Genomic DNA, 18,038 nt, shown 5'->3' on the forward strand with positions numbered 1-18,038 from the left:
TTCCAGCCCCAAGAGGTAGGACGCGCGGAACGGAACCGGGCCTGCCGGCGGATCAGGCGCCAGCCGTGGTCGGGCGCACCACACGCACCCGCGTCCGACCACGGCGCTTCTTTCCCTATCTCCGCCGGGCGGCGCTCGCGTCGCGCAGGGCCTTGAACTCCGAGCTGGCGTTCCACTGCGGCCAGCGCCGGGAGGTCGCCAGCGACTTGCCGGCCTCGTAGACCAGCGCCACGTCCTGGGCCGCGCCGGTCAGGTTCCAGTCACCGCTCCAGGCGTCGCAGGTCTGGTGGTAGCAGCGGGCGGTGTAGTCGGCGACCCAGCGGTCGCCGGCCGCGCGGCCGCCCTCCACCAGGTCCGGCGCGCCGCCCAGCGCCATCAGCAGCAGCACCGGCACCCCGCGCTTGGCCAGCGAGAAGTGATCGGCGCGGTAGAACAGCGCCCGCTCCGGGCGGGCGTCGGGGGTCACCACCCGGGCCTGGCGGGCGGCGGCGTAGGCCAGGTGCTGCTCCAGCTCGTTCTGGCCCGCGCCCACCAGCACCACGTCCTTCGACGGGCCGAGCGGCTGCAGGACGTCGAGGGTGAAGTTGGCGACCGTGGTCTCCAGCGGATAACTCGGCGCGCTCGCATAGTATTCCGAGCCCAGCAGGCCGCGTTCCTCGGCGGTCCAGGCGGCGAAGACGATGGTGCGCTCGGGACGCGGCCCGGCTGCGAAGGCCCGGGCGATCTCGATCACCCCGCCGACCCCGATGGCGTCGTCGAGCGCGCCCGGGCGGATGGTGTTCCCCTGGGCGTCCGCCGGGCCCACGCCGTAGCCGTCCCAGTGGGCGGCGTACATGACGCTTTCGCCGGGCCGCGATTTGCCGGGCAGGGCGGCCAGGATGTTGCGGCTCTCCAGCGTCTCGGTCGTCACGTCGAGGTCGACGGAGATTTTGGCGTCCTTCAGCGCCACGGGCGTGAAGCCGGCGGTCCGCGCGCGGGCCTTCTCGGCCTCGAAGTCGAGGCCGGACTTCGCGAACAGGTCGACGGCCAGCTCGCGGGTGATCCAGCCCTCGAAGGCCAGCTTCTCCTTCGAAGGGTCGGCGCGCCGCACGTCGTAGCTCTCGCCATTGGAGGCGGTGATGGTCGACCAGCCGTAGGCCGCGCCGGCCGTCTCGTGGACGATCAGGGCGCCGACCGCCCCCTGGCGGAAGGCCTCCTCGTACTTGTAGGTCCAGCGCGCGTAGTAGGTGGCCGCCTGGCCGCCGAACTTGCCGGCAACGGGCTCGCCGGGTTTCGCCTCGAAGTCGGGGTCGTTGATCAGAATGACGGCGACCTTCCCCTTGAGGTCGACGCCCTTGAAGTCGTCCCAGCCGCGCTCGGGCGCCGCGACGCCGTAGCCGACCCAGACGAGCGGGGCGTCGGCCACCTGCACCTTCGGATCGGGGCGCAGCGCGTGGAGGCGGACCTCCTTGAACTGGGTCAGGGTCTGCGGCTGGCCGCCGGCGTTGAGCGTGACCTTGGCCCCGGCGCCGACCTGGGTCCGGATGAGCGGCACGGCCTGGGTCCAGCCACCCTTGTCGCCGGCCGGCTTCAGGCCCAGCGCCTTGAACTGACCCACCACGTAGTCGACCGTCGCCTGTTCCCCGGGGCCGCCCGGCGCGCGGCCGTGGAACTCGGGGCCGGACAGGATCCGGGTGTGTTCGGAGAGCTTCGCCGGGTCGATGGGGGCGGTGGACGGCTGGGCGAGGGCGGGAACGGCGGCCGCGAGTGCGGCGGCGGACAGGGCGGTCAGGAGTATGCGCATCCGCGCACCCATAGCCTTAAATCTCATGGTGGCCAGTCTGCCTGTGGTCCGAAGTCATTCAAGGACGGCCCGGAGGGCCGCCGCGGCGCAGCCGGCCGGCGGCCGGTCCTTGACTGACTTCGGGCCACAGGCTCGCATCTGCCATGAGAATGATGGCGGAGACCCTCCTGAAGGAGGTCACTCCGGGAAAGAGGGGAAGATGCCGGCGACGACCAACCGCACCAGCGTGGACGACCTCAATCGGGCCAACGCCGGCAAGCTGCCGGGCCACCTCGGGCTCGAGATCACCGAGGTCGCCGACGGCCGGGTGGCGGGGCGCTTCGAGGTGCGCCCGGATCTCGTGGCGCACACCGGCTACCTGCTGGCCGGGGCGGTGCTGTCGGTGGCCGACATCCTCTGCGCCTACGGAGTCTCGACGGCCTGGCCGGAGGGGGCGAGCGGCTTCACCACCGCGGAGGTGAAGTGCAACTTCACCGGCACCCTGCGCGAGGGCGCGGCGCTCTGCACGGCGCAGCTGCTGCACGGCGGGCGCACCACGCAGGTGTGGGACGCGACCATGACGGACCCGGCGAGCGGCCGGCTGATGGCCGCCTTCCGCTGCACCCAGGTCATTCTCTACCCGCGCTGATGTCGGTCCTCGTCCACATCAACGGCTATCCCGGGGCGGGAAAGCTGACCCTCGCCCGGCGGCTGACGGATGCGATCGGCGGCAGGCTCGTCGACAACCACTCGGTCTACAACCTCGCCCTGGCGCTCACCGAGATGAAGTCCGAGCCCTATTACGAGACCCTCAGGGCCATGCGCGAGCTGGCGTTCCAGCGGGTTCTGGAGCTGCCGGCGGAGACGCCCGTGGTCGCCACCAACGCCCACATGACCGACAGCGGCTGGGGCAACGAGAACTGGGACGCCTGGACCGATCTCGCCCGCCAGCGCGGGTCGCGGCTGCTGGTGGTCGTGCTGGACTGCCAGGCGGACGAGCTCGACCGGCGGATCGCCTCGCCGGGCCGGGCGGCGTCGCGGAAGCTGACGGACCCGAAGCTGTTCAATGGCGCGCGCTCGGGCCGGGTGCTGATCGACCGGGACGGGGACGCCACGCTCCGTTTCGACACCACGGACCTTGCGCCGGAGGCGACGTTCGAGCGGGTGCTGGCCTTCGTCGAGGCGGAACGGCGCGGCGCGGCTGGGGGTTGAGGCAGGAAGCCCCCATCTCTCGTGCCCGAGCCCACAGGAGCCCCGCCATGATCAAGCTGCCGCCGCTGCCCTATCCCTATGAAGCGCTGGAGCCGACGATCTCGGCGACCACCATGCGGACCCACCACGACAAGCACCACGCCAAGTACGTGGAGACCACCAATACGCTCGCCAAGGAGAAGGGGCTCGACGGCAAGAGCCTGGAGGAGATCATCGCCGCGGCCGAAAAGGCCGGCGAGAAGAAGCTCTTCAACAACGCCGCCCAGGCCTGGAACCACGCCTTCTTCTGGACCTGCATGACCCCGGAGCGGCAGGAGCCGACCGCCGAGCTCATGGCCCTGATCGGCGAGGCGTTCGGCGGGCTCGCGGGCCTGAAGGAGAAGTTCGTCCAGGTGGGCGCGGACCATTTCGCCTCGGGCTGGGTCTGGCTGGCCGTGGAGGACGGCAAGCTGACCGTGGTCGACACCCATGACGGCGGCACCCTGGCGCACAAGGCGCCGACGCCGCTGCTGGTCTGCGACGTCTGGGAGCACGCCTACTACCTGGACTACAAGCAGGACCGGAAGGCGTTCCTGGAGAAGTGGTTCGACACCGTCGCCAACTGGGAGTTCGCCGCCCACCAGCTCGCCGCCGCCCAGGGCCGCGAGGAAGCCTGGCGCTTCGCCGAGGCGGCCTGATGCTGCGCGCCGCCGTCCTGATGCTCCTTGCCGCGCCGCTTGCCGCCTGCGGCACGACGGGCGGCGGCGCCGCCGGCAAGGAGGTCTCCGCCGTGGTCCTCGACGAGGGCAAGCGCCAGGAAGCCGCCGCCGCGGCCAGCGCCACCAAGGACGCCGAGGCCGGCCTGGCCGAAGTGCGCGAAGGGCCCGCGCCGCCGGCTGCGCCGCCGAAAGAGGCCCCATAAGGGATTCCCGCGGCTTCCAGACGGCGTGGAAGTATCCCAAGGTCTGCCGGATTCCCTGCGCCGCGCGACCCGCGGCGCGGGGCTGTGTTTGGAGGCCAGATGACGGCGACGGGGTCGGAGAGCCAGGTCCGGGCGTTCACGCCCGGCTACCGCGTGGCGGCCCTGTTGTCGCTCGGGCTGGTTCCGGCCCTCGTCCTGATCGCCGCGCTGCTGATGTTCGCCACCTTGCGCAGCGGCTCCGCCCTGCGCGAGGCGGAGGAAGCCTCCTACGAGCGCCAGGCGCAGATCCAGCGGGTGTTCGCGCTGATGCAGGACGCCGAGACCGGCCAGCGCGGCTTCGTGATTAGCGGCCAGGAGGCCTTCCTGGAGCCCTATGTCTACGCCGTCCGCGACGTCGACGCCCAGCTGCGCCTGCTCGAGCGCAACCTCGCCGACCTGCCCGCCCAGTACGGCCGCGTGCAGCGCCTTAAGGGTCTGGTGGCGGCCAAGCTCGCCTTCATGACCGAGAACATCGCCCTGCGCCGCAGCGCCACGCTCGATGCCGCCGCCGCCCACGTGGCGACCGGCGCCGGCAAGCGGGCCATGGACGATATCCGGGCGACGGTCAGCGCCATGCTGGGCGCCGAGTCGGCGGCGCTCGCCGAGCGGCGGGCGGCCGCCCGGCGGCGCGAGGTCCAGGCGGAGCTGATCGCCGGGACTCTGCTGGCGCTGGTCGGCCTGAACCTGGTCGCCGCGGCCCTGCTCATGCGGCGGCACAACCGGAACCGCGACGTGGTGCTGCAGGCCCTGGAGCAGCAGTCCGAGCGGCTGTCGGCGATCTTCGAGAGCACGCTCGACGCCGTCTTCACGCTCAACCCCAGCGGCACCATCGAGACCATCAACCAGGCCGGCGAGCGGATGTTCGGCTACAGCCGCGACGAGCTGGTCCGGCGGGATTCCTCGCTGCTGATCGACCTCGCGCCGGGAGAGGGGCTGTTCCTGCACCGGCTCGGCCAGCACGCCAACGGCGGCCTGGGCGCGGCGCGGGAGTTCACCGGGCGGCGCAGCGACGGCACGACCTTCCCGGCCGAGGTGGCGCTGGCCATCATGCGGCTGAAGGACGGCGCCCACGTGGTGGCCGCGGTGCGCGACATCACCGAGCGCAAGATGGCCGAGCGGATGAAGGACGAGTTCGTGGCCACGGTGAGCCATGAGCTGCGGACCCCGCTGACCTCGATCGCCGGCTCGCTGGGCCTGCTCGACGCCGGCGCGGCGGGCGAGCTGCCGGAGCGGGCCAAGCGGCTGACCTACATCGCCAAGACCTCGTGCGAGCGGCTGGTCCGGCTGGTCAACGACCTGCTCGACATCCAGAAGATCGCGGAGGGCAAGATCGCCTTCGACATGCGGCCCCTGGACCTCCGGCATGTGGCGGAGCGGGCCGCCGAGGCCATGGCCGGGTTCGCTCAGGAGCGGCAGGTGACGGTCAGGCTCGACCTGCCCGACCAACCGCTGATGATCTCCGGCGACCTCGACCGGCTGATCCAGGTGCTGTCGAACCTGCTGTCCAATGCGGTGAAGTTCTCGCCGGCGGGGGGAACGGTGGAGCTGAAGGCGACGCCGCTGCCGGGCCGCGCCTGCGTCAGCGTCCAGGACCAGGGGCCGGGCGTCCCCGAGGCCTTCCAGACGGCCCTGTTCAGCCGCTTCGCCCAGGCCGACGCCTCCTCGCGGCGCAGCGCCGAGGGCTCGGGTCTGGGCCTCGCCATCTCGCGCGAGATCGCCGAGCGCCACCGGGGCGAGCTGCGGCTCGCCCATTCGGGACCGGACGGCGCCTGCTTCGTGCTGGAGCTGCCGCTGACAACGCTGGCGACCGGCCTGGCGCCCAGGGGCGGGCGGGTCCTGCTTTGCGAGGACGACGATCATGCGGCCGAGGTGATCGGCGGCGGCCTCGCCCTGGACGGCTTCGAGCTGATCCGGGCGCGCACCCTCGCCGAGGCGGAGCGGGTTCTGGCGGACGGCGGCGTCGACGCCATGATCCTCGATCTCCACCTGCCCGACGGCAACGGGCTCAGCCTGCTCGCCCGGCTGCGCAAGGACCCGGCGCGGCGCAAGCTGCCGGTGGTGGTGGTGACCGGCGACGTCTCCGCCGGGCTCTCCAGCCTGGCGGTGGCCGACTGGATCACCAAGCCGGTGGACCTCGGGCGCCTGAGCGACGCGGTGGCCGGCGCCATCGCCGGACGCAGCGAGCTCGACATCCTGCACGTGGACGACGACGCCGACCTCGCCGAGGTGGTCCGCGCCTCGCTGTCCGGCGCGGGCCAGGTGCGCACCGCCGAGACCCTGGCCAAGGCCAGGCGGGCGGTCCGGCTCAGGCGGCCGGACCTGATCATCCTCGATGTCGGCCTTCCCGACGGTTCGGGCCTGGACCTGCTCGCGGAGATCAACGGCGACGGGCCGCAAACGCCGGTGATCGTCTATTCGGGCCAGGAGATCGACGCCGACATGGTAGGCCAGGTGCAGGCGGTGCTGACCAAGTCGCGGGTGAGCTTCGACGCGCTCGCCGAGACGGTGCGGGCGCTGACGGCGGGAGTGCGGAACTGATGGCGTCGCTCAAGGTGCTTTACGTGGACGACGACGAGTTCATCCGCGAGGTGGCGGAGCTGGCGCTCGGCCTCGACCCGGAGATGGAGATCCGCGTCGCCGACAGCGGGGCCGCGGCCCTGGCGCTCGTCGGGGGCGGCGGGTTCGCGCCCGACGTCTTCCTGCTCGATGTGATGATGCCCCAGATGGACGGGCCCGCGACCCTGGCCGAGCTGCGCAAGGTTCCGGGCCATGCCGGGACCCCGGCGATCTTCGTGACCGCGCGGGCCCAGGCGGCCGAGCACCGGCCCCTGATCGAGGCCGGCGCCGCGGGCGTGCTGACCAAGCCCTTCGACCCCGTGGCCTTCGCCGGCGAGGTCCGCGCGATCCTCGCCCGCTAGCGCGCGTTCAGGGCCGCGTCGGTCCGGGCGATGCCGGACCTGAGCCAGCCCGCTTCGTTGGAGTTCTTCGAGCGCGCCAGCAGGGCCTGCAGCGCCGCCTTGCGGGCGGCGAGCACCGCCTTGTGGTTCGGGTCGACCGCCAGCGCCGAACTGGTCAGGCGCAGCGCCAGCTCCGGGTCGGTGGCGACCAGCGCCTGGGCCCGGGCGGCCACCGGCCCTGGTCCGCCGGCCAGCGTCACGAGTTCGCCGGCGGCGGCCGCCGGCGGGGTGGCGTACATGGTCGCCGGGTCGCCGTCGTAGAAGCCGGCGTAGCCCTCGTAGATGCCGCGGATCGACCAGATCAGGTTGCCGTACCCCTCGCCCACCTCCAGGGCCGGCGGCAGGCGGATCTCGCGCATCAGGGTGTAGACGTCCTTGCCCTGGTTCATGCCGGCGACAGTGGCGTCGTGCACGTACTGGATGGCGTCGCGGTACTGGGTCAGCGTCTCGCGGATCTTCGCCTTCCCCTCGATCGGCACGCCGTGGCTGGGCAGGACGATCTCGGGCTCCAGCGCCATGATCCGGTTCAGCGAGGCCACATAGTCGAGCGCGTAGCGGGTGGTCGTGCCCCTGAGCGTGTAGAGGTTCGGGAACGAGGCGTAGTAGTTGTCGCCCACGAAGGCGGCCTTCAGCTCGGGGATCCAGACGCTCATGTGGTCCGGGGTCTCGCCGGGCGTGGCGATGGCGACGAAGGTCAGGTCGCCGACCTTCAGCGCCTGTTCCTTCTCCACCAGCGTGTCGGCGAGCTTCGGCGCGGCGAAGTTGCCCGGGTTGGGATTGGCCGCGGTCCCCAGCCGGCCGCCGAACTGGGCGGCGTTGCGCCAGGCGAAGAAGCCGGCCAGCCGGGTCTGGTAGTTGTTGAACTCCACCGCGTTCGCCTGGCCCACCACCTTGGTCCCGGCCTCCTTCCAGGCCGCGACGCCGCCGGTGTGGTCGGGATGCGCGTGGGTCAGGAAGATCGCGCGGGTCGGCGCCGTCGAGACGGCCCGCAGCAGGTCGCGGTGACGGGTCACGTTGAAGGCGCTCGAGGTGTCGATCACCACGTTGCCGTCCTTCGTCGTCACCAGGAAGGTGTTGCCGAAGCCGACGGCCTGGTGGATGCGGCCGCCCGCGAAATGCAGGGCTTCCTTCTGGTCCTGGCCGGCCATGACCGGGGAGCCGCCGTCGAGGCGGCCCTCCTGGGACGAGGCGGACGGGGCCATCGCCGGCCCGGCGAGGGTGAGCGCGCAGAGCGCGGCGACGGCCCTCTTCATCACTTGGCTTCCGCGATGCTCTTCATGGTCGCGAGCACGCCGGTGAACATCTTCGTCCGGCGCTCCTTGTCGGCGGCCTTGGCCTCGGCGGTCGGCAGGGTGCCCAGGTCGTAGACGAGCGTGTAGATCAGCCGCGACTTGTTCTTGCCCTCGGGGCGGACCTCGACGGTGCCGTGGTAATCGATCGGGCTCTTCGGCTGGCTGTAGCTGTAGGACCAGGCGGTCTTGGCGACCATCAGTTCGTCGATGCGGTCGGCGATGCGGCGCACTGAGCCCATCTCCTCGCCGCCCGACGTGATCACGCAGGTGGTCTTCATCCAGGCGCCGATATCGCACCAGCCGCCGACCTTCTTCCAGACGACCTCCGGCGGGGCGTCGACCACGGTCTCCAGCGGGATGGTGGTGAACTCGGCGGCGGCTGCGGCGCCGGCCGAGAGCGAGAGTGCGGCCACGGCGGCCAGGCAGGCTTGAACCTTCATAGTCTTTGTTTCCCCCAGGATGGTCGTTGGTTGTCGGCGTTCAGTTTGCCCACAGACGACCGGCACGGCCAAGCCCGCGACAAACTTTCATGGTCAAGCTTGATCGCGCGGGCTCAGTCGCTAGGGTCCCCCCCGCTGATCAACGGGAAACGTCTTGGCTTCCGAACAGGACCTCATGGACTTCGTCCGCGAGCACGTGCGCTCGGTCTGGGCGCTCGAGCTGCTGCTGCTGCTGAAGCGCGATCCCACGCGCTGCTGGCAGCCGGCCGAGCTGGTGCGCGAGCTGCGCGCCAGCCAGGCGCTCGTGCACGACAATCTCGTCCGGTTCGAGCGGGGCGGGCTGGTCCGGATCGACGACACCGGCTGCTATGGCTACGCCCCGGCCGGTTCGGTGCTCGCCGAGCTCAGTGAGCGACTGGAGGCGGCCTATCGCGAGCGGCCGGTCGCGATCATCAACCTCATCGCCAAACCCTCGAACCCTGTGCAGGGCCTGGCCGATGCGTTCAAGTTCCGGGGAGACGGGCAATGAACGACTGGGCGCCGACCGCGGTCTATCTCCTGTGCCTGGCGACCAGCGTGGTCTGCGCCTGGCTCCTTTTCCGCGCCTATGGCCGCAGCCGGACCAAGCTGCTGCTCTGGACGGCCGTCGCCTTCGCCTTCCTGGCGCTCAACAACCTGTTCCTGGTGGCGGACAAGCTGATCTTCCCGGACGTCTACCTGACCCCGGCCCGCCAGCTCACCTCGGGCCTGGCGCTGGCGGTTCTCCTCTACGGCTTCGTATGGGAGACCGAGCAGTGATCCCCACCGAAACCCCCTGAAGTCCTGGGCTTCATCAACGGCCTGCTGACCGCCGGCTTCCTGGTGGCGGGCCTGTTCTTCCTGCGGTTCTGGCGCCGGACGGGGGACACCCTGTTCGCGGCCTTCGCCGCGGCCTTCGTCCTCCTCGCCATCGCCCAGCCGCTGCCCATGCTCACGGGCATTCCCAATGAAAGCCAGGCGCCGATCTACACCCTTCGGCTACTGGCCTTCCTGCTGATCATCTGGGCGATCCTGCGCAAGAACCTGCGCGGCGGCTAGAACGGGAAGAACGGCGGGATCGCCAGCACCGCCGTCACGCCGGTGACGAGGTTCAGCGGCAGGCCCACGCGCACGAAGTCCATGTAGCCGTAGCGGCCCAGCTCATAGACCAGCACATTGGTCTGATAGCCGAAGGGCGTGGCGAACGCGGCGCTGGCGGCGAACATCAGGCCCACGAGGAACGGCTGCGGGCTCACCCCCAGGCTCTCGGCCAGGGCGACCGCGACCGGCGCCAGCAGCACCGCCACCGCGGCGTTCGACAGGATCTCGGTCAGCACCAGGGCGATCAGGTAGAACAGCGCCAGCGCCGCCTGCGGACCCAGGCCAAGCATCACGGCGGCCAGGCTCTCGGTGGCCGCCGCCGCCAGCCCGGTGACCTCCAGGGACAGGCCCACCACCACCATGCCGGCGATGAGGATCAGGATCTCCGGCCGCAGGCCGCGGTAGGCGTCATCGGCGCTGATCACCCGGGTCAGGATCAGGCCGACCGCGCCGGTGAAGGCCGCCGCCGCGATCGGCGCGTAGCCCAGCGCCGCGACCAGGACCACGGCCACGAAGACCGCCAGCGAGGCGAGGCTGCGGCGCAGGTCGAGCGGGCGCGGCTGGACGAACAGGCTGGCGTCGCCGACCGGGACGTCGCGGCCGGTGACCGCGTCCTCCACCGCCTGGGCGTAGGAGGAGGGCTCACGGCCGTCGCGGCCGGTGAGCAGCCGGGGCGCGACCAGCACAAGATAGGCGCAGCCCGCCAGGGCGACGATCACGCCCACCGCCGTGATGTCGAACAGGCCGAAGCCCGGCTGGCCCGAGCTGCGGGCCATGTCGTTGACCAGCAGGTTGGTGGAGGTGCCGATCAGGGTGCAGCACCCGCCCAGGATGGTCACGTACGAAAGCGGGATCAGGAACCGCTGGGGTGGCAGCTTCAGGGACTGGCTCACGTCGCGCACCACGGGCGCCGCCAGGACGACGATCGGCGTGTTGTTGAGGAAGGCCGAGGCGACGCCGCAGAAGCCGATCATCAGCCAGAGCCCGAACGCGCCGAGCCGGCCGCACAGCCGTACCCCCATGCGGATCAGGAAGTCGAGCAGGCCCGACAGCTCCATGGCGTAGGCGATCACGAACAGGGAGGCCAGCGCGATGAGGGCGGGACTGGCGAAGGCCCCCCTGCGCCTCCACCGGCCGGATCACCCCCAGTCCGAGCAGGATCGCAGCCCCGGCCAGCGCCACCACGTCGGCGCGCAGCCGGTTCCAGATGAGGGCCGCCATCACGGCGACCAGGACGGCCAGCGCTGCGGCCTGGTCGAAGGTCATCGGGCGCTTGTAGGCCATCCGGGCGGAGGCTGCTATGGTCGTGGCATGCCGATCGTCCGTTCACGGCCGCGCCGGCCGGCCCTTGCGGCGGCGCTATGCGCCCTGGCGTTCCTCGCCGGCTGCACGCCGCGGGAGACGCCGCCGCCTCCGCCGGAGCCCAGCCCACCGCCGGTCACGCCTGCCCCCGCGCCACCGCCGCCACCGCCGGTGCTCGGCCGCGCGGAGCTGCTGGGCGCGGTCGCCCAGGCCGCCTCGGCGACGGCGGCGGGCGGGGCCTATCCGGATGTGGCCGCCGCGCTCGGCGGCCGGCGGTTCAGCCTGCGGCTGCCGGTGGGCTGCCTCGGGCCCGCGGGCGAGACGGCCTCGGGCTGGAGCTACGATGCGGACCGCCAGACGCTGAAGGTGGTCGTCCGCCCCGAGACCTGGACCGACGCCGACTGGGCGAGGGCGCTGGTCGGCACGCCGGAGACCGAGACCATCGACGGGTTCTGGATCCGGCGGCCGTGGCTGGCGTCCGAGGGCTGTCCGGCGCCGGGCCCCGCCGAGGGGATGGCGGAGCCGGAGACGGTCGGCTTCGCGCGGGTCTTCGAGGCCGGCGGCTCGCGCGTGACCCGGCGTGGCGGCCGTCCCTACGAGGTCACCGAGAAGGCGCCGCCCGATCCGCCGCCCGGCGCGGGTGGCTTCCGCCTGCTGCTGGAGGGCCGCATCGCCGAGCCGGAGGACCGCAGGCCGGTGCGCTGCGCCGCCCGTCATCCGGACCGGCGGCCCGTCTGCCTGGTGCTGGCCGACATCGACCGCGTGGCCATCGAGGACGCCCAGGGACGCCGGCTCGGGGACTGGGGCAACTAGCCGCGTCGCGGCTAGGCGGGCACCCGGAGGACGGCGCGCACGCCGCGCTCGGCCGGCTCATACTCCACCTTGGAGTTCAGGCTGTGGGCCATGGCCCGGATCAGCCGCCCGCCCAGCCCCGTGCCCTTGGGCGTCGCACCCTCGAGGCCGCGGCCGTCGTCCTCGACGCGCAGCAGGACGTGGGCGCCGTCGCGGCCCAGGTGGATGCGCACCTCGCCGGCCTCGTCGCCGGCATAGGCGTACTTGCAGGCGTTGGTGATCAGCTCGTTGACGATCACGCCCACCGAGACGGCCTTGTCGGTCTCCAGCCGGATCGGGTCGGCGGTGAGCTTCAGCGACCTCGGGGCCGTCGGCGTCGAGCAGGTGCCTTCCAGTTCGCGCACCAGGGCCTCCAGGTAGTCCTGCATGTCCACCCACTCCACCTGGTCGGTGGTGTAGAGCCGGCGGTGCACCTGGACGATGGCCTCGATCCGCCGCTGGGTGTCGCGGAGCGCGCTGCGGGCGCCCTCGTCGCCGACCATGGAGGCCTGCATCTGCACGAAGGCGGAGACGATCTGCAGGCTGTTGGCGACCCGGTGGTTCACCTCGCGCAGCAGGGTCTCCAGCCGCTCGTTGCTGGTGGCGAGCGCCGCCTGGGCCTCGGCGTGCTGCCGGCGCAGCCGGGTCTGCTCCAGGGCGTTCTGGAAGGCGTTGGCCAGCAGGTCGAAGAACTCCTCGCCGACCGACTTGACCACATAGTCCGCGGCCCCGGCCTTCAGGGCGGCGACGGCCACGCGGGTCTCGTCGGAGCCGGTGACGTAGACGATGGGCGGCGGGTCGGCGATCTCCGTCAGGATCGCTTTCAGCGTCTCGAAGCCGCCGCGGCCGGGCATGTAGTGGTCGAGGGCGACGATGTCGTAGGCCCGCTCCAGGAGCTTCGCCTGGCCCTCCTCGCCGCTGGCCGCGGTGTCCACGACATAGCCGCGCCGCTCCAGGGCGCGGCGCACCAGGGCGCGCAGCCCTTCGTCGTCGTCGACGTAGAGAACGTGGCGGGGCGCCTCGCTCACCCGGCTTCGACCTCGGGCACCTGGATCACCGAGAGGAACAGGCCAAGCTGCCGGATCGCATCGGCGAAGGACTCATAGTTCACCGGCTTGGTGATGTAGACGTTGCAGCCCAGGTCGTAGCAGCGCTGGATCTCCACCTTGTCGTCGGTGGTGGTCAGCACCACGACCGGCGTGCGCTTCAGCTTCTCGTCCGACTTGATGCGGGCCAGGATGTCGGTGCCGCTCATGTCGGGGGAGGTTGAGGTCCAGCAGGACCAGGGCCGGCCCGTTCAGCGACGGGCCGTCGCTCGCCTGGGTCAGGTAATCCACCGCGCTCGTGCCGTCCGCGAAGTGGCGGATGTGGTTATTGATCCCGGCCCGCCGGATGTTGCGCTCGATGAGCCGGGCGTGGCCCTCGTCGTCCTCCACCATGACGATGGTGACGGAAACCTGTTGCTGTTCACTCATGCCGCGCTGCCTTCTCCCCCGAGCTCCGCCGGTAGAGAAACCCGGAACGTCGCCCCCTGGTCAAGGGCGGACTGGCAAGTCACCGTTCCGCCGAGGCGATAGCCCAGGGCGCGCACATGGGCCAGGCCGATGCCTTCGCCCGGCTGATCCTGCTGCCCGGCGCGCCGGAACAGCTCGAAGATCCGCTCGTGGTCCTTGGGATCGACGCCGCGGCCATTGTCGACGACCTCGTAGATTACGCGGCGGCCTTCGCGCCGGCCCCGGATCTGCACGCGGGCCGCGACGCCCGGCCGGCCGTACTTGAGGGCGTTCTCGACCAGGTTCGAGAAGATCTGCTCCAGGGCCAGGCGGTCGCTGACCACGTTCGGCAGGTTGGGCGCGATCTCGACGGTGGCGCCACTCTCGTCCAGGCGGTGCTTCAGGCTGCCGGCGATGCCTTCGAACAGGCGCTGCATGTCCAGCGGCTCGGGCGTCAGCACCCGGCGGCCCTGGCGGGAGAGCTGCAGGATGGCGTTGATCAGCCGGTCCATCTTCTGGGTCGAGGTGCGGATGAAGCGCACGCTCTCCGGCAGGTCGTCGCGGACCGCCATGCGGGCGTCCTGAGTGACGATCTGGGGCGCCTCGGTCTCGGCCTTCTCCAGCAGCGTCGAGAGCGGCTTGATCGCCGCGTCCAGCTCGGCGGTGAAGCCCATGACATTGACCAGCGGCGAACGCAGGTCGTGGCTGACGATGTAGGCGAAGCGCTGGATCTCGTCGTTGGCCCGCTGCAGGTCGGCCGTGCGGGCCTTCACCGCGTCCTCCAGGCCGGCGTTCACCGCCTGCAGCTCGGCGCGGGAAGCGGTGAGGTCGCGGGTGAAGCGCAGGATGATCCAGGTGGAGCCGACGGCCACCACCAGCAGCAGCACCGCGGCGGCGGCGGAGATCCGGTAGAGTTCGTCCAGGCTGCCCAGCCGTTCGGCGTTGCGCGCGGCGAGAAGGTTGCTCTCGGCGGTTTCCATGGCCTGGGTGATCCCGCGGATCTGGCGCACCAGGGCGACGCCACGCTCGGTGTTGAACGCCGGCGTGCGGTAGGATTCCCCGGCGCGGCTGCGGCGGATCGAGTCCTCGGCGACCGCAAGCTGTTCGCGGCTGAGCGTGCGCAGTTCGGCGACGCGGGCCTGCTGCTCGGGGTTGTCGCGCGTAAGGCGGGCGATCTCGTCGATCGCAGGCCCGGTGGCGGCGGCGGCCGCGCGGAAGGTGTCCAGGAACTGGGGGTCGCCCGCCAGCAGGTAGCCGCGCCGTGCAGTCTCGATCCGCTCGTTGATCAGGCCGTAGTCCGACAGCGCGCGCACGACCTGGTAGGTGTGTTCGACGCGTTCGGTGAAGGCGATGTTCCGCTGCAGGGTGCGCACCGCGCCCAGGCCCACGCCGATGACGGTCAGGAAGCCGAGGATCACGGCCGCGACGACGAGGCTGTTGACGAGGCGGGCGGAAAGCGCGGGCATTCCCGCTAGTGGCGGGCTTCACCGGCGACCGTCAAGTCGAAGCCCGACACATGCCTGCGCCGCGCGGCGCAGGCATGCTATGACGGCGACGATGAGTACGAATTCCTGGCGCCGCGCCCTGGCCTGGCTGGAAGCCCGGCCGCTGCGCACCCTCGCCGCCCTGATCCTGATCGCCACGGTCGTCCGCGCCGGCCTGCATCCGATGCTCGGCGAGAAGCAGGTGTGGTCGATCTATTTCCCGGTGGTGATCCTGGCCAGCTATGTGTTCGGGGCGCGCAACGCCGCCGTCGCCATGCTGGTCTCGGCGGTGCTCGGCTTCGTCCTGTTCTCCGGCGCGACGCGTGGCGTCGAGGCGGCGATGGACGCCGCGCCGGGCGTCTTCCTGTTCGTCATGAACAGCGCCGTCGTCCTCTATGTGGTCGGCTCGCTGAACGGCGCCCTGAAGGGCCTTGCCGTGGCGCAGGGCGAGAGCGAGGCCATGGCCCGCGCCCACGCCGAGCTGTTCCACGAGGTCAATCAGCGGATCACCCATCACCTGCGCCTGGTGGCCGGCGTTCTGGCCCTGCAGGCCAAGGGCGAGCCCGAGCCGACGGTGTCGGCGGGGCTGAAGAAGGCCGCCGAGCGCTCGCTGCAGATTTCCCGCGCCCATGCCGAGCTCTCGGGCCTGCCCACCGAGCCGGTGCGGTTCGGACAGGTGGCCGAGCGGATCGTGGCGACGCTGCTCGAGTCGCGCGGCGAACGGCGCGACCGGGTGGCGGTCATCGTCAACGCCGAGATGGGGCTGAGCCAGGAGGCCGCCACCGCGCTCGCCGCCGCCCTGCTCGAATGCCTGGACAGCCTGCTGAACGGCCATCCGGACGGCCCGATCATCGTGCGGTTGGCCTCCGACGCCGCCGGCCGGCGGGTGGAGGTGGTGGTCACCGATCCGCGCGCCGCCCGGCAGCTCGGCTCCCTGGCCGAGGGCTATCTGCTGCGCGCCGTGGTCGAGCAGCTCGGCGCGGCGCTGCGCTTCCGCCGCGAGGGGCGGGCGGGCGTGGCGGAGCTGGCCTTCGAGGCCGGCGGCCGGCCGCTGCAGCCGGCCCTGGCCGAGCAGACCGTGCACTGAGGCCTGCGGGCCCTAGTCGTTCCGGGGGTTGATCTCGAAGGCGACGACCCGCGGATCGGCGCAGAGGCGCTTGACCAGTTCTTCGGCGGCCGCGCTGCGACTGTGCAGGGCGGCGGTCAGCTCGATCGCCTGGCCTTCGGCGTGCAGGCGGTGGCCGAGCGTCGGGGCGGTCATGTCCAGCGACGCCAGGAGCTCCCGGAACGCCGGCTCCGGAGGGTCGCCCTCGCGGCGGTAGGCGACGGCGACGTCGAGCACGGCGATCTTCGGCATCCGGCTGTCGACCACCCGAAGCAGGGTCAGCACCAGCAGCGTGGCGAACGTGCCGCCGATCGCCAGGCCGTAGAAGCCGACGCCGTAGAGCGTGCCGAGCGCCGAGGTGATCCACAGCGACGCCGCCGTGGTCAGGCCATGCACCGACAGCCCGTTGCGGAAGATCACCCCGCCGCAGAGGAAGCCGATGCCGGTGAGGATGCCGTGCGCCATGCGCACCGGATCGATGCGGATCACGTCGTGCGGCGTGTCGGTCAGCCAGCGCACCTGGTGCACCGCCGCCAGCATCAGCAGCGCGGAGGCGAGGCTGACCAGGATGTGGGTGCGCAGACCCGCCGGCCGGCCGCGGTACTCGCGCTCGAAGCCGATCGCCGCGCCGGCCAGCACCGAGCCCGCGACGGGCAGCACATATTCGATGAAGGGACCCGCGGCGCCGACCATGACGCTTCAATGACAGCGCGCCGCCAGCGGTTGCAGACGCGGCGCTAGAAGAGCATCGGCCCCACATAGAGCGCCAGCAGCACGAGCACGACGATGGCCAGGATCAGGCCCGCGTTCCTGCGGCCGCCGAGGAAGCTCTGGCTGCCCGCCGCCTGGGGCGGCGTGGGCTTCGGCGGGGGCTGGCGGCGCGCCTGTTCGCGGGCCCGGCGGTAGCGGGCCAGGTCGGTGATCCGGGGATCGTCCTTGCGCGCCACCGGGATCAGCCCGCCAGCCGCTCGAGCTCGGCCGCCGGGATGTCCTCGTTCGACCAGACGTTCTGAACGTCGTCGTCGTCCTCGAGGCTCTCGATCAGCTTCATGAGCGTCGCCGCCGGATCGCCCTCTATGGGGGTCAGCGACTTGGGCCGCCAGGCGATGGCGGTGGACTTGGCTTCGCCCAGCGTCGCCTCCAGCGCCTGGGCGACCTCGTTGAGGCTCTCAAAGGCGGTGTAGATGGTGTGGCCTTCCTCATCGGACTCCACGTCCTCGGCGCCGGCCTCGATGGCGGCCTCCATGACGGCGTCCTCGGAGCCGGCGGCGGCCGCATAGACGATCTGGCCGACCCGGTCGAACATGAACGAGACCGAGCCCGTTTCGCCGAGGTTGCCGCCGTTCTTGGAGAAGATCGCCCGGACGTTGGCCGCCGCGCGGTTGCGGTTGTCGGTCAGCACCTCGACGATGACGCCGACGCCGCCCGGGCCGAAGCCCTCGTAGCGGATTTCGTCATAGGTCTCCGCGTCGCCGCCGACCGCCTTCTTGATCGCCCGGTCGATGCCGTCCTTCGGCATGGACTCGGCCTTGGCGTTGGCCACGGCCAGGCGCAGGCGGGCGTTCATCGCCGGATCGGGCAGGCCGGCCTTGGCCGCCACGGTGATCTCGCGCGAGAGCTTGGAGAACAGCTTGGACCGCACGCTGTCGGCGCGGCCCTTGCGGTGCATGATGTTCTTGAACTTTGAGTGTCCGGCCATGGTCCGTTTGCGGCAGGTCGTGAGAGTATGGTCGCCGCTTCTACCCTTGAGGGGCGGGCGAAAGGAACCCCCGCCATGCGCGGGGGTTAGCGGCAAGAGGGTGAGCTGAAGCAGAGGCGGCGTGAGATGACCGAGGCGACCGACCACGAGGCCAAGGGTTACGAGGATTGGGACGACGTCCTGCCGAACGAGCCGAACGGCGAGGTCGTCCACTGGATGGCGCCCCGGCCGCTGGGCCTCGGGCCGACCGGGGCGACGGTGGCCGCCGTCGGCGCGTTCGCCCTGGGCGCCCTGACCACGGCGGCGGTGTTCGCCGTGCTGCACCTGATGAAGGCCGAGGACCGCGAGGCCTTTCCGGCCCGCGTGAAGCGCTGGCGCAGCTCGGTGCGCTGGCCGCACTAG

General features: G+C 71.4%; 22 protein-coding genes. 12 read left to right on the forward strand and 10 right to left on the reverse strand.

The window, feature by feature from the left end; all coding sequences use genetic code 11:
* Positions 1-115 precede the first annotated feature (115 nt).
* Positions 116-1,783, reverse strand: a complete 1,668-nt coding sequence (locus LRS04_RS09440) for a M28 family metallopeptidase (RefSeq protein ID WP_257816142.1) — start codon at positions 1,781-1,783, stop codon at positions 116-118.
* A 199-nt stretch (positions 1,784-1,982) separates the two neighbouring features.
* Here LRS04_RS09440 and LRS04_RS09445 point away from each other — a divergent pair, with 199 nt between their 5' ends.
* From LRS04_RS09445 to LRS04_RS09470, 6 genes are all read left to right on the forward strand, one after another.
* Positions 1,983-2,411 carry a PaaI family thioesterase gene (locus LRS04_RS09445; protein WP_257816143.1) on the forward strand — a complete coding sequence of 143 codons (429 nt, stop codon included), beginning with the start codon at positions 1,983-1,985 and terminating at the stop codon, positions 2,409-2,411.
* A complete protein-coding gene (locus tag LRS04_RS09450; protein WP_257816144.1) occupies positions 2,411-2,974 on the forward strand; it encodes an ATP-binding protein in 564 nt (187 codons plus the stop codon). Before LRS04_RS09445 ends, LRS04_RS09450 begins: the two co-directional genes overlap by 1 nt.
* A gap of 47 nt (positions 2,975-3,021) precedes the next feature.
* A complete protein-coding gene (locus LRS04_RS09455; protein ID WP_257816145.1) occupies positions 3,022-3,651 on the forward strand; it encodes a superoxide dismutase in 630 nt (209 codons plus the stop codon).
* Complete coding sequence (locus LRS04_RS09460) at positions 3,651-3,875, forward strand: hypothetical protein (RefSeq protein WP_257816146.1); 225 nt, start codon at positions 3,651-3,653, stop codon at positions 3,873-3,875. The genes LRS04_RS09455 and LRS04_RS09460 overlap by 1 nt, the downstream gene beginning before the upstream one ends.
* Before the next feature lie 99 nt (positions 3,876-3,974).
* Positions 3,975-6,452, forward strand: a complete 2,478-nt coding sequence (locus tag LRS04_RS09465) for a CHASE3 domain-containing protein (RefSeq protein ID WP_257816147.1) — start codon at positions 3,975-3,977, stop codon at positions 6,450-6,452.
* The gene (locus LRS04_RS09470; protein ID WP_257816148.1) at positions 6,452-6,832 is read left to right on the forward strand and encodes a response regulator; all 381 of its coding nucleotides are present in this window, start codon (positions 6,452-6,454) and stop codon (positions 6,830-6,832) included. The genes LRS04_RS09465 and LRS04_RS09470 overlap by 1 nt, the downstream gene beginning before the upstream one ends.
* On the opposite strand, the gene LRS04_RS09475 is transcribed toward LRS04_RS09470, so the two are convergent.
* Positions 6,829-8,124, reverse strand: coding sequence for an MBL fold metallo-hydrolase (locus tag LRS04_RS09475; protein ID WP_257816149.1), 1,296 nt, complete (start codon positions 8,122-8,124; stop codon positions 6,829-6,831). The genes LRS04_RS09470 and LRS04_RS09475 overlap by 4 nt on opposite strands.
* Complete coding sequence (locus LRS04_RS09480; protein WP_257816150.1) at positions 8,124-8,603, reverse strand: SRPBCC family protein; 480 nt, start codon at positions 8,601-8,603, stop codon at positions 8,124-8,126. Before LRS04_RS09480 ends, LRS04_RS09475 begins: the two co-directional genes overlap by 1 nt.
* 175 nt (positions 8,604-8,778) lie before the next feature.
* On the opposite strand from LRS04_RS09480, the gene LRS04_RS09485 reads away from it, so the two are divergent.
* Genes LRS04_RS09485 through LRS04_RS09495 form a run of 3 tightly spaced genes read left to right on the forward strand, consistent with a single transcriptional unit; the run spans position 8,779 to position 9,680 of the window.
* Positions 8,779-9,132, forward strand: coding sequence for a hypothetical protein (locus LRS04_RS09485; protein WP_257816151.1), 354 nt, complete (start codon positions 8,779-8,781; stop codon positions 9,130-9,132).
* A complete protein-coding gene (locus LRS04_RS09490; RefSeq protein ID WP_257816152.1) occupies positions 9,129-9,401 on the forward strand; it encodes a DUF5985 family protein in 273 nt (90 codons plus the stop codon). The genes LRS04_RS09485 and LRS04_RS09490 overlap by 4 nt, the downstream gene beginning before the upstream one ends.
* Before the next feature lie 42 nt (positions 9,402-9,443).
* Positions 9,444-9,680: a DUF5985 family protein gene (locus LRS04_RS09495; protein WP_257819060.1), complete on the forward strand. Its 237-nt coding sequence runs from the start codon at positions 9,444-9,446 to the stop codon at positions 9,678-9,680.
* Here LRS04_RS09495 and LRS04_RS09500 read toward each other — a convergent pair.
* A complete protein-coding gene (locus LRS04_RS09500) occupies positions 9,677-10,795 on the reverse strand; it encodes an SLC13 family permease (protein WP_257816153.1) in 1,119 nt (372 codons plus the stop codon). The genes LRS04_RS09495 and LRS04_RS09500 overlap by 4 nt on opposite strands.
* Before the next feature lie 19 nt (positions 10,796-10,814).
* Here LRS04_RS09500 and LRS04_RS09505 point away from each other — a divergent pair, with 19 nt between their 5' ends.
* Positions 10,815-11,837, forward strand: a complete 1,023-nt coding sequence (locus LRS04_RS09505; protein WP_257816154.1) for a hypothetical protein — start codon at positions 10,815-10,817, stop codon at positions 11,835-11,837.
* Between the two features lie 11 nt (positions 11,838-11,848).
* Here LRS04_RS09505 and LRS04_RS09510 read toward each other — a convergent pair whose 3' ends face one another.
* The 3 genes from LRS04_RS09510 to LRS04_RS09520 all read right to left on the reverse strand — a co-directional run bounded on the left by LRS04_RS09510 (position 11,849) and on the right by LRS04_RS09520 (position 14,814).
* Entirely contained in the window at positions 11,849-12,883 is a 1,035-nt protein-coding gene (locus tag LRS04_RS09510; protein ID WP_257816155.1) for a sensor histidine kinase, read from the reverse strand.
* Positions 12,880-13,110, reverse strand: a complete 231-nt coding sequence (locus tag LRS04_RS26755) for a response regulator (RefSeq protein ID WP_308238107.1) — start codon at positions 13,108-13,110, stop codon at positions 12,880-12,882. Before LRS04_RS26755 ends, LRS04_RS09510 begins: the two co-directional genes overlap by 4 nt.
* 216 nt (positions 13,111-13,326) lie before the next feature.
* A complete protein-coding gene (locus LRS04_RS09520) occupies positions 13,327-14,814 on the reverse strand; it encodes a CHASE3 domain-containing protein (protein ID WP_257816156.1) in 1,488 nt (495 codons plus the stop codon).
* A 91-nt stretch (positions 14,815-14,905) separates the two neighbouring features.
* Between LRS04_RS09520 and LRS04_RS09525 the strand changes: the two genes are divergently transcribed.
* A complete protein-coding gene (locus LRS04_RS09525) occupies positions 14,906-15,919 on the forward strand; it encodes a DUF4118 domain-containing protein (protein ID WP_257816157.1) in 1,014 nt (337 codons plus the stop codon).
* Between the two features lie 12 nt (positions 15,920-15,931).
* Here LRS04_RS09525 and LRS04_RS09530 read toward each other — a convergent pair whose 3' ends face one another.
* Genes LRS04_RS09530 through LRS04_RS09540 form a run of 3 tightly spaced genes read right to left on the reverse strand, consistent with a single transcriptional unit; the run spans position 15,932 to position 17,636 of the window.
* Positions 15,932-16,630: an MgtC/SapB family protein gene (locus LRS04_RS09530; RefSeq protein ID WP_257816158.1), complete on the reverse strand. Its 699-nt coding sequence runs from the start codon at positions 16,628-16,630 to the stop codon at positions 15,932-15,934.
* A gap of 44 nt (positions 16,631-16,674) precedes the next feature.
* Positions 16,675-16,884, reverse strand: a complete 210-nt coding sequence (locus tag LRS04_RS09535) for a hypothetical protein (RefSeq protein WP_257816159.1) — start codon at positions 16,882-16,884, stop codon at positions 16,675-16,677.
* A 5-nt stretch (positions 16,885-16,889) separates the two neighbouring features.
* A complete protein-coding gene (locus LRS04_RS09540) occupies positions 16,890-17,636 on the reverse strand; it encodes a YebC/PmpR family DNA-binding transcriptional regulator (RefSeq protein ID WP_257816160.1) in 747 nt (248 codons plus the stop codon).
* A 126-nt stretch (positions 17,637-17,762) separates the two neighbouring features.
* Here LRS04_RS09540 and LRS04_RS09545 point away from each other — a divergent pair, with 126 nt between their 5' ends.
* Entirely contained in the window at positions 17,763-18,038 is a 276-nt protein-coding gene (locus LRS04_RS09545) for a hypothetical protein (protein WP_257816161.1), read from the forward strand.

The sequence above is a fragment of the Phenylobacterium sp. J367 genome (assembly GCF_024699985.1).
GTDB lineage: Bacteria > Pseudomonadota > Alphaproteobacteria > Caulobacterales > Caulobacteraceae > Phenylobacterium.

Excerpts from the sequence above, each read along its gene's own strand:
- LRS04_RS09440 (WP_257816142.1), bottom strand. The coding sequence starts at position 1,783 with ATGCGCATACTCCTGACCGCCCTGTCCGCCGCCGCACTCGCGGCCGCC.
- LRS04_RS09445 (WP_257816143.1), top strand. The coding sequence starts at position 1,983 with ATGCCGGCGACGACCAACCGCACCAGCGTGGACGACCTCAATCGGGCC.
- LRS04_RS09450 (WP_257816144.1), top strand. The coding sequence starts at position 2,411 with ATGTCGGTCCTCGTCCACATCAACGGCTATCCCGGGGCGGGAAAGCTG.
- LRS04_RS09455 (WP_257816145.1), top strand. The coding sequence starts at position 3,022 with ATGATCAAGCTGCCGCCGCTGCCCTATCCCTATGAAGCGCTGGAGCCG.
- LRS04_RS09460 (WP_257816146.1), top strand. The coding sequence starts at position 3,651 with ATGCTGCGCGCCGCCGTCCTGATGCTCCTTGCCGCGCCGCTTGCCGCC.
- LRS04_RS09465 (WP_257816147.1), top strand. The coding sequence starts at position 3,975 with ATGACGGCGACGGGGTCGGAGAGCCAGGTCCGGGCGTTCACGCCCGGC.
- LRS04_RS09470 (WP_257816148.1), top strand. The coding sequence starts at position 6,452 with ATGGCGTCGCTCAAGGTGCTTTACGTGGACGACGACGAGTTCATCCGC.
- LRS04_RS09475 (WP_257816149.1), bottom strand. The coding sequence starts at position 8,124 with ATGAAGAGGGCCGTCGCCGCGCTCTGCGCGCTCACCCTCGCCGGGCCG.
- LRS04_RS09480 (WP_257816150.1), bottom strand. The coding sequence starts at position 8,603 with ATGAAGGTTCAAGCCTGCCTGGCCGCCGTGGCCGCACTCTCGCTCTCG.
- LRS04_RS09485 (WP_257816151.1), top strand. The coding sequence starts at position 8,779 with ATGGACTTCGTCCGCGAGCACGTGCGCTCGGTCTGGGCGCTCGAGCTG.
- LRS04_RS09490 (WP_257816152.1), top strand. The coding sequence starts at position 9,129 with ATGAACGACTGGGCGCCGACCGCGGTCTATCTCCTGTGCCTGGCGACC.
- LRS04_RS09505 (WP_257816154.1), top strand. The coding sequence starts at position 10,815 with ATGAGGGCGGGACTGGCGAAGGCCCCCCTGCGCCTCCACCGGCCGGAT.
- LRS04_RS26755 (WP_308238107.1), bottom strand. The coding sequence starts at position 13,110 with ATGAGCGGCACCGACATCCTGGCCCGCATCAAGTCGGACGAGAAGCTG.
- LRS04_RS09520 (WP_257816156.1), bottom strand. The coding sequence starts at position 14,814 with ATGCCCGCGCTTTCCGCCCGCCTCGTCAACAGCCTCGTCGTCGCGGCC.
- LRS04_RS09525 (WP_257816157.1), top strand. The coding sequence starts at position 14,906 with ATGAGTACGAATTCCTGGCGCCGCGCCCTGGCCTGGCTGGAAGCCCGG.
- LRS04_RS09530 (WP_257816158.1), bottom strand. The coding sequence starts at position 16,630 with ATGGTCGGCGCCGCGGGTCCCTTCATCGAATATGTGCTGCCCGTCGCG.
- LRS04_RS09540 (WP_257816160.1), bottom strand. The coding sequence starts at position 17,636 with ATGGCCGGACACTCAAAGTTCAAGAACATCATGCACCGCAAGGGCCGC.
- LRS04_RS09545 (WP_257816161.1), top strand. The coding sequence starts at position 17,763 with ATGACCGAGGCGACCGACCACGAGGCCAAGGGTTACGAGGATTGGGAC.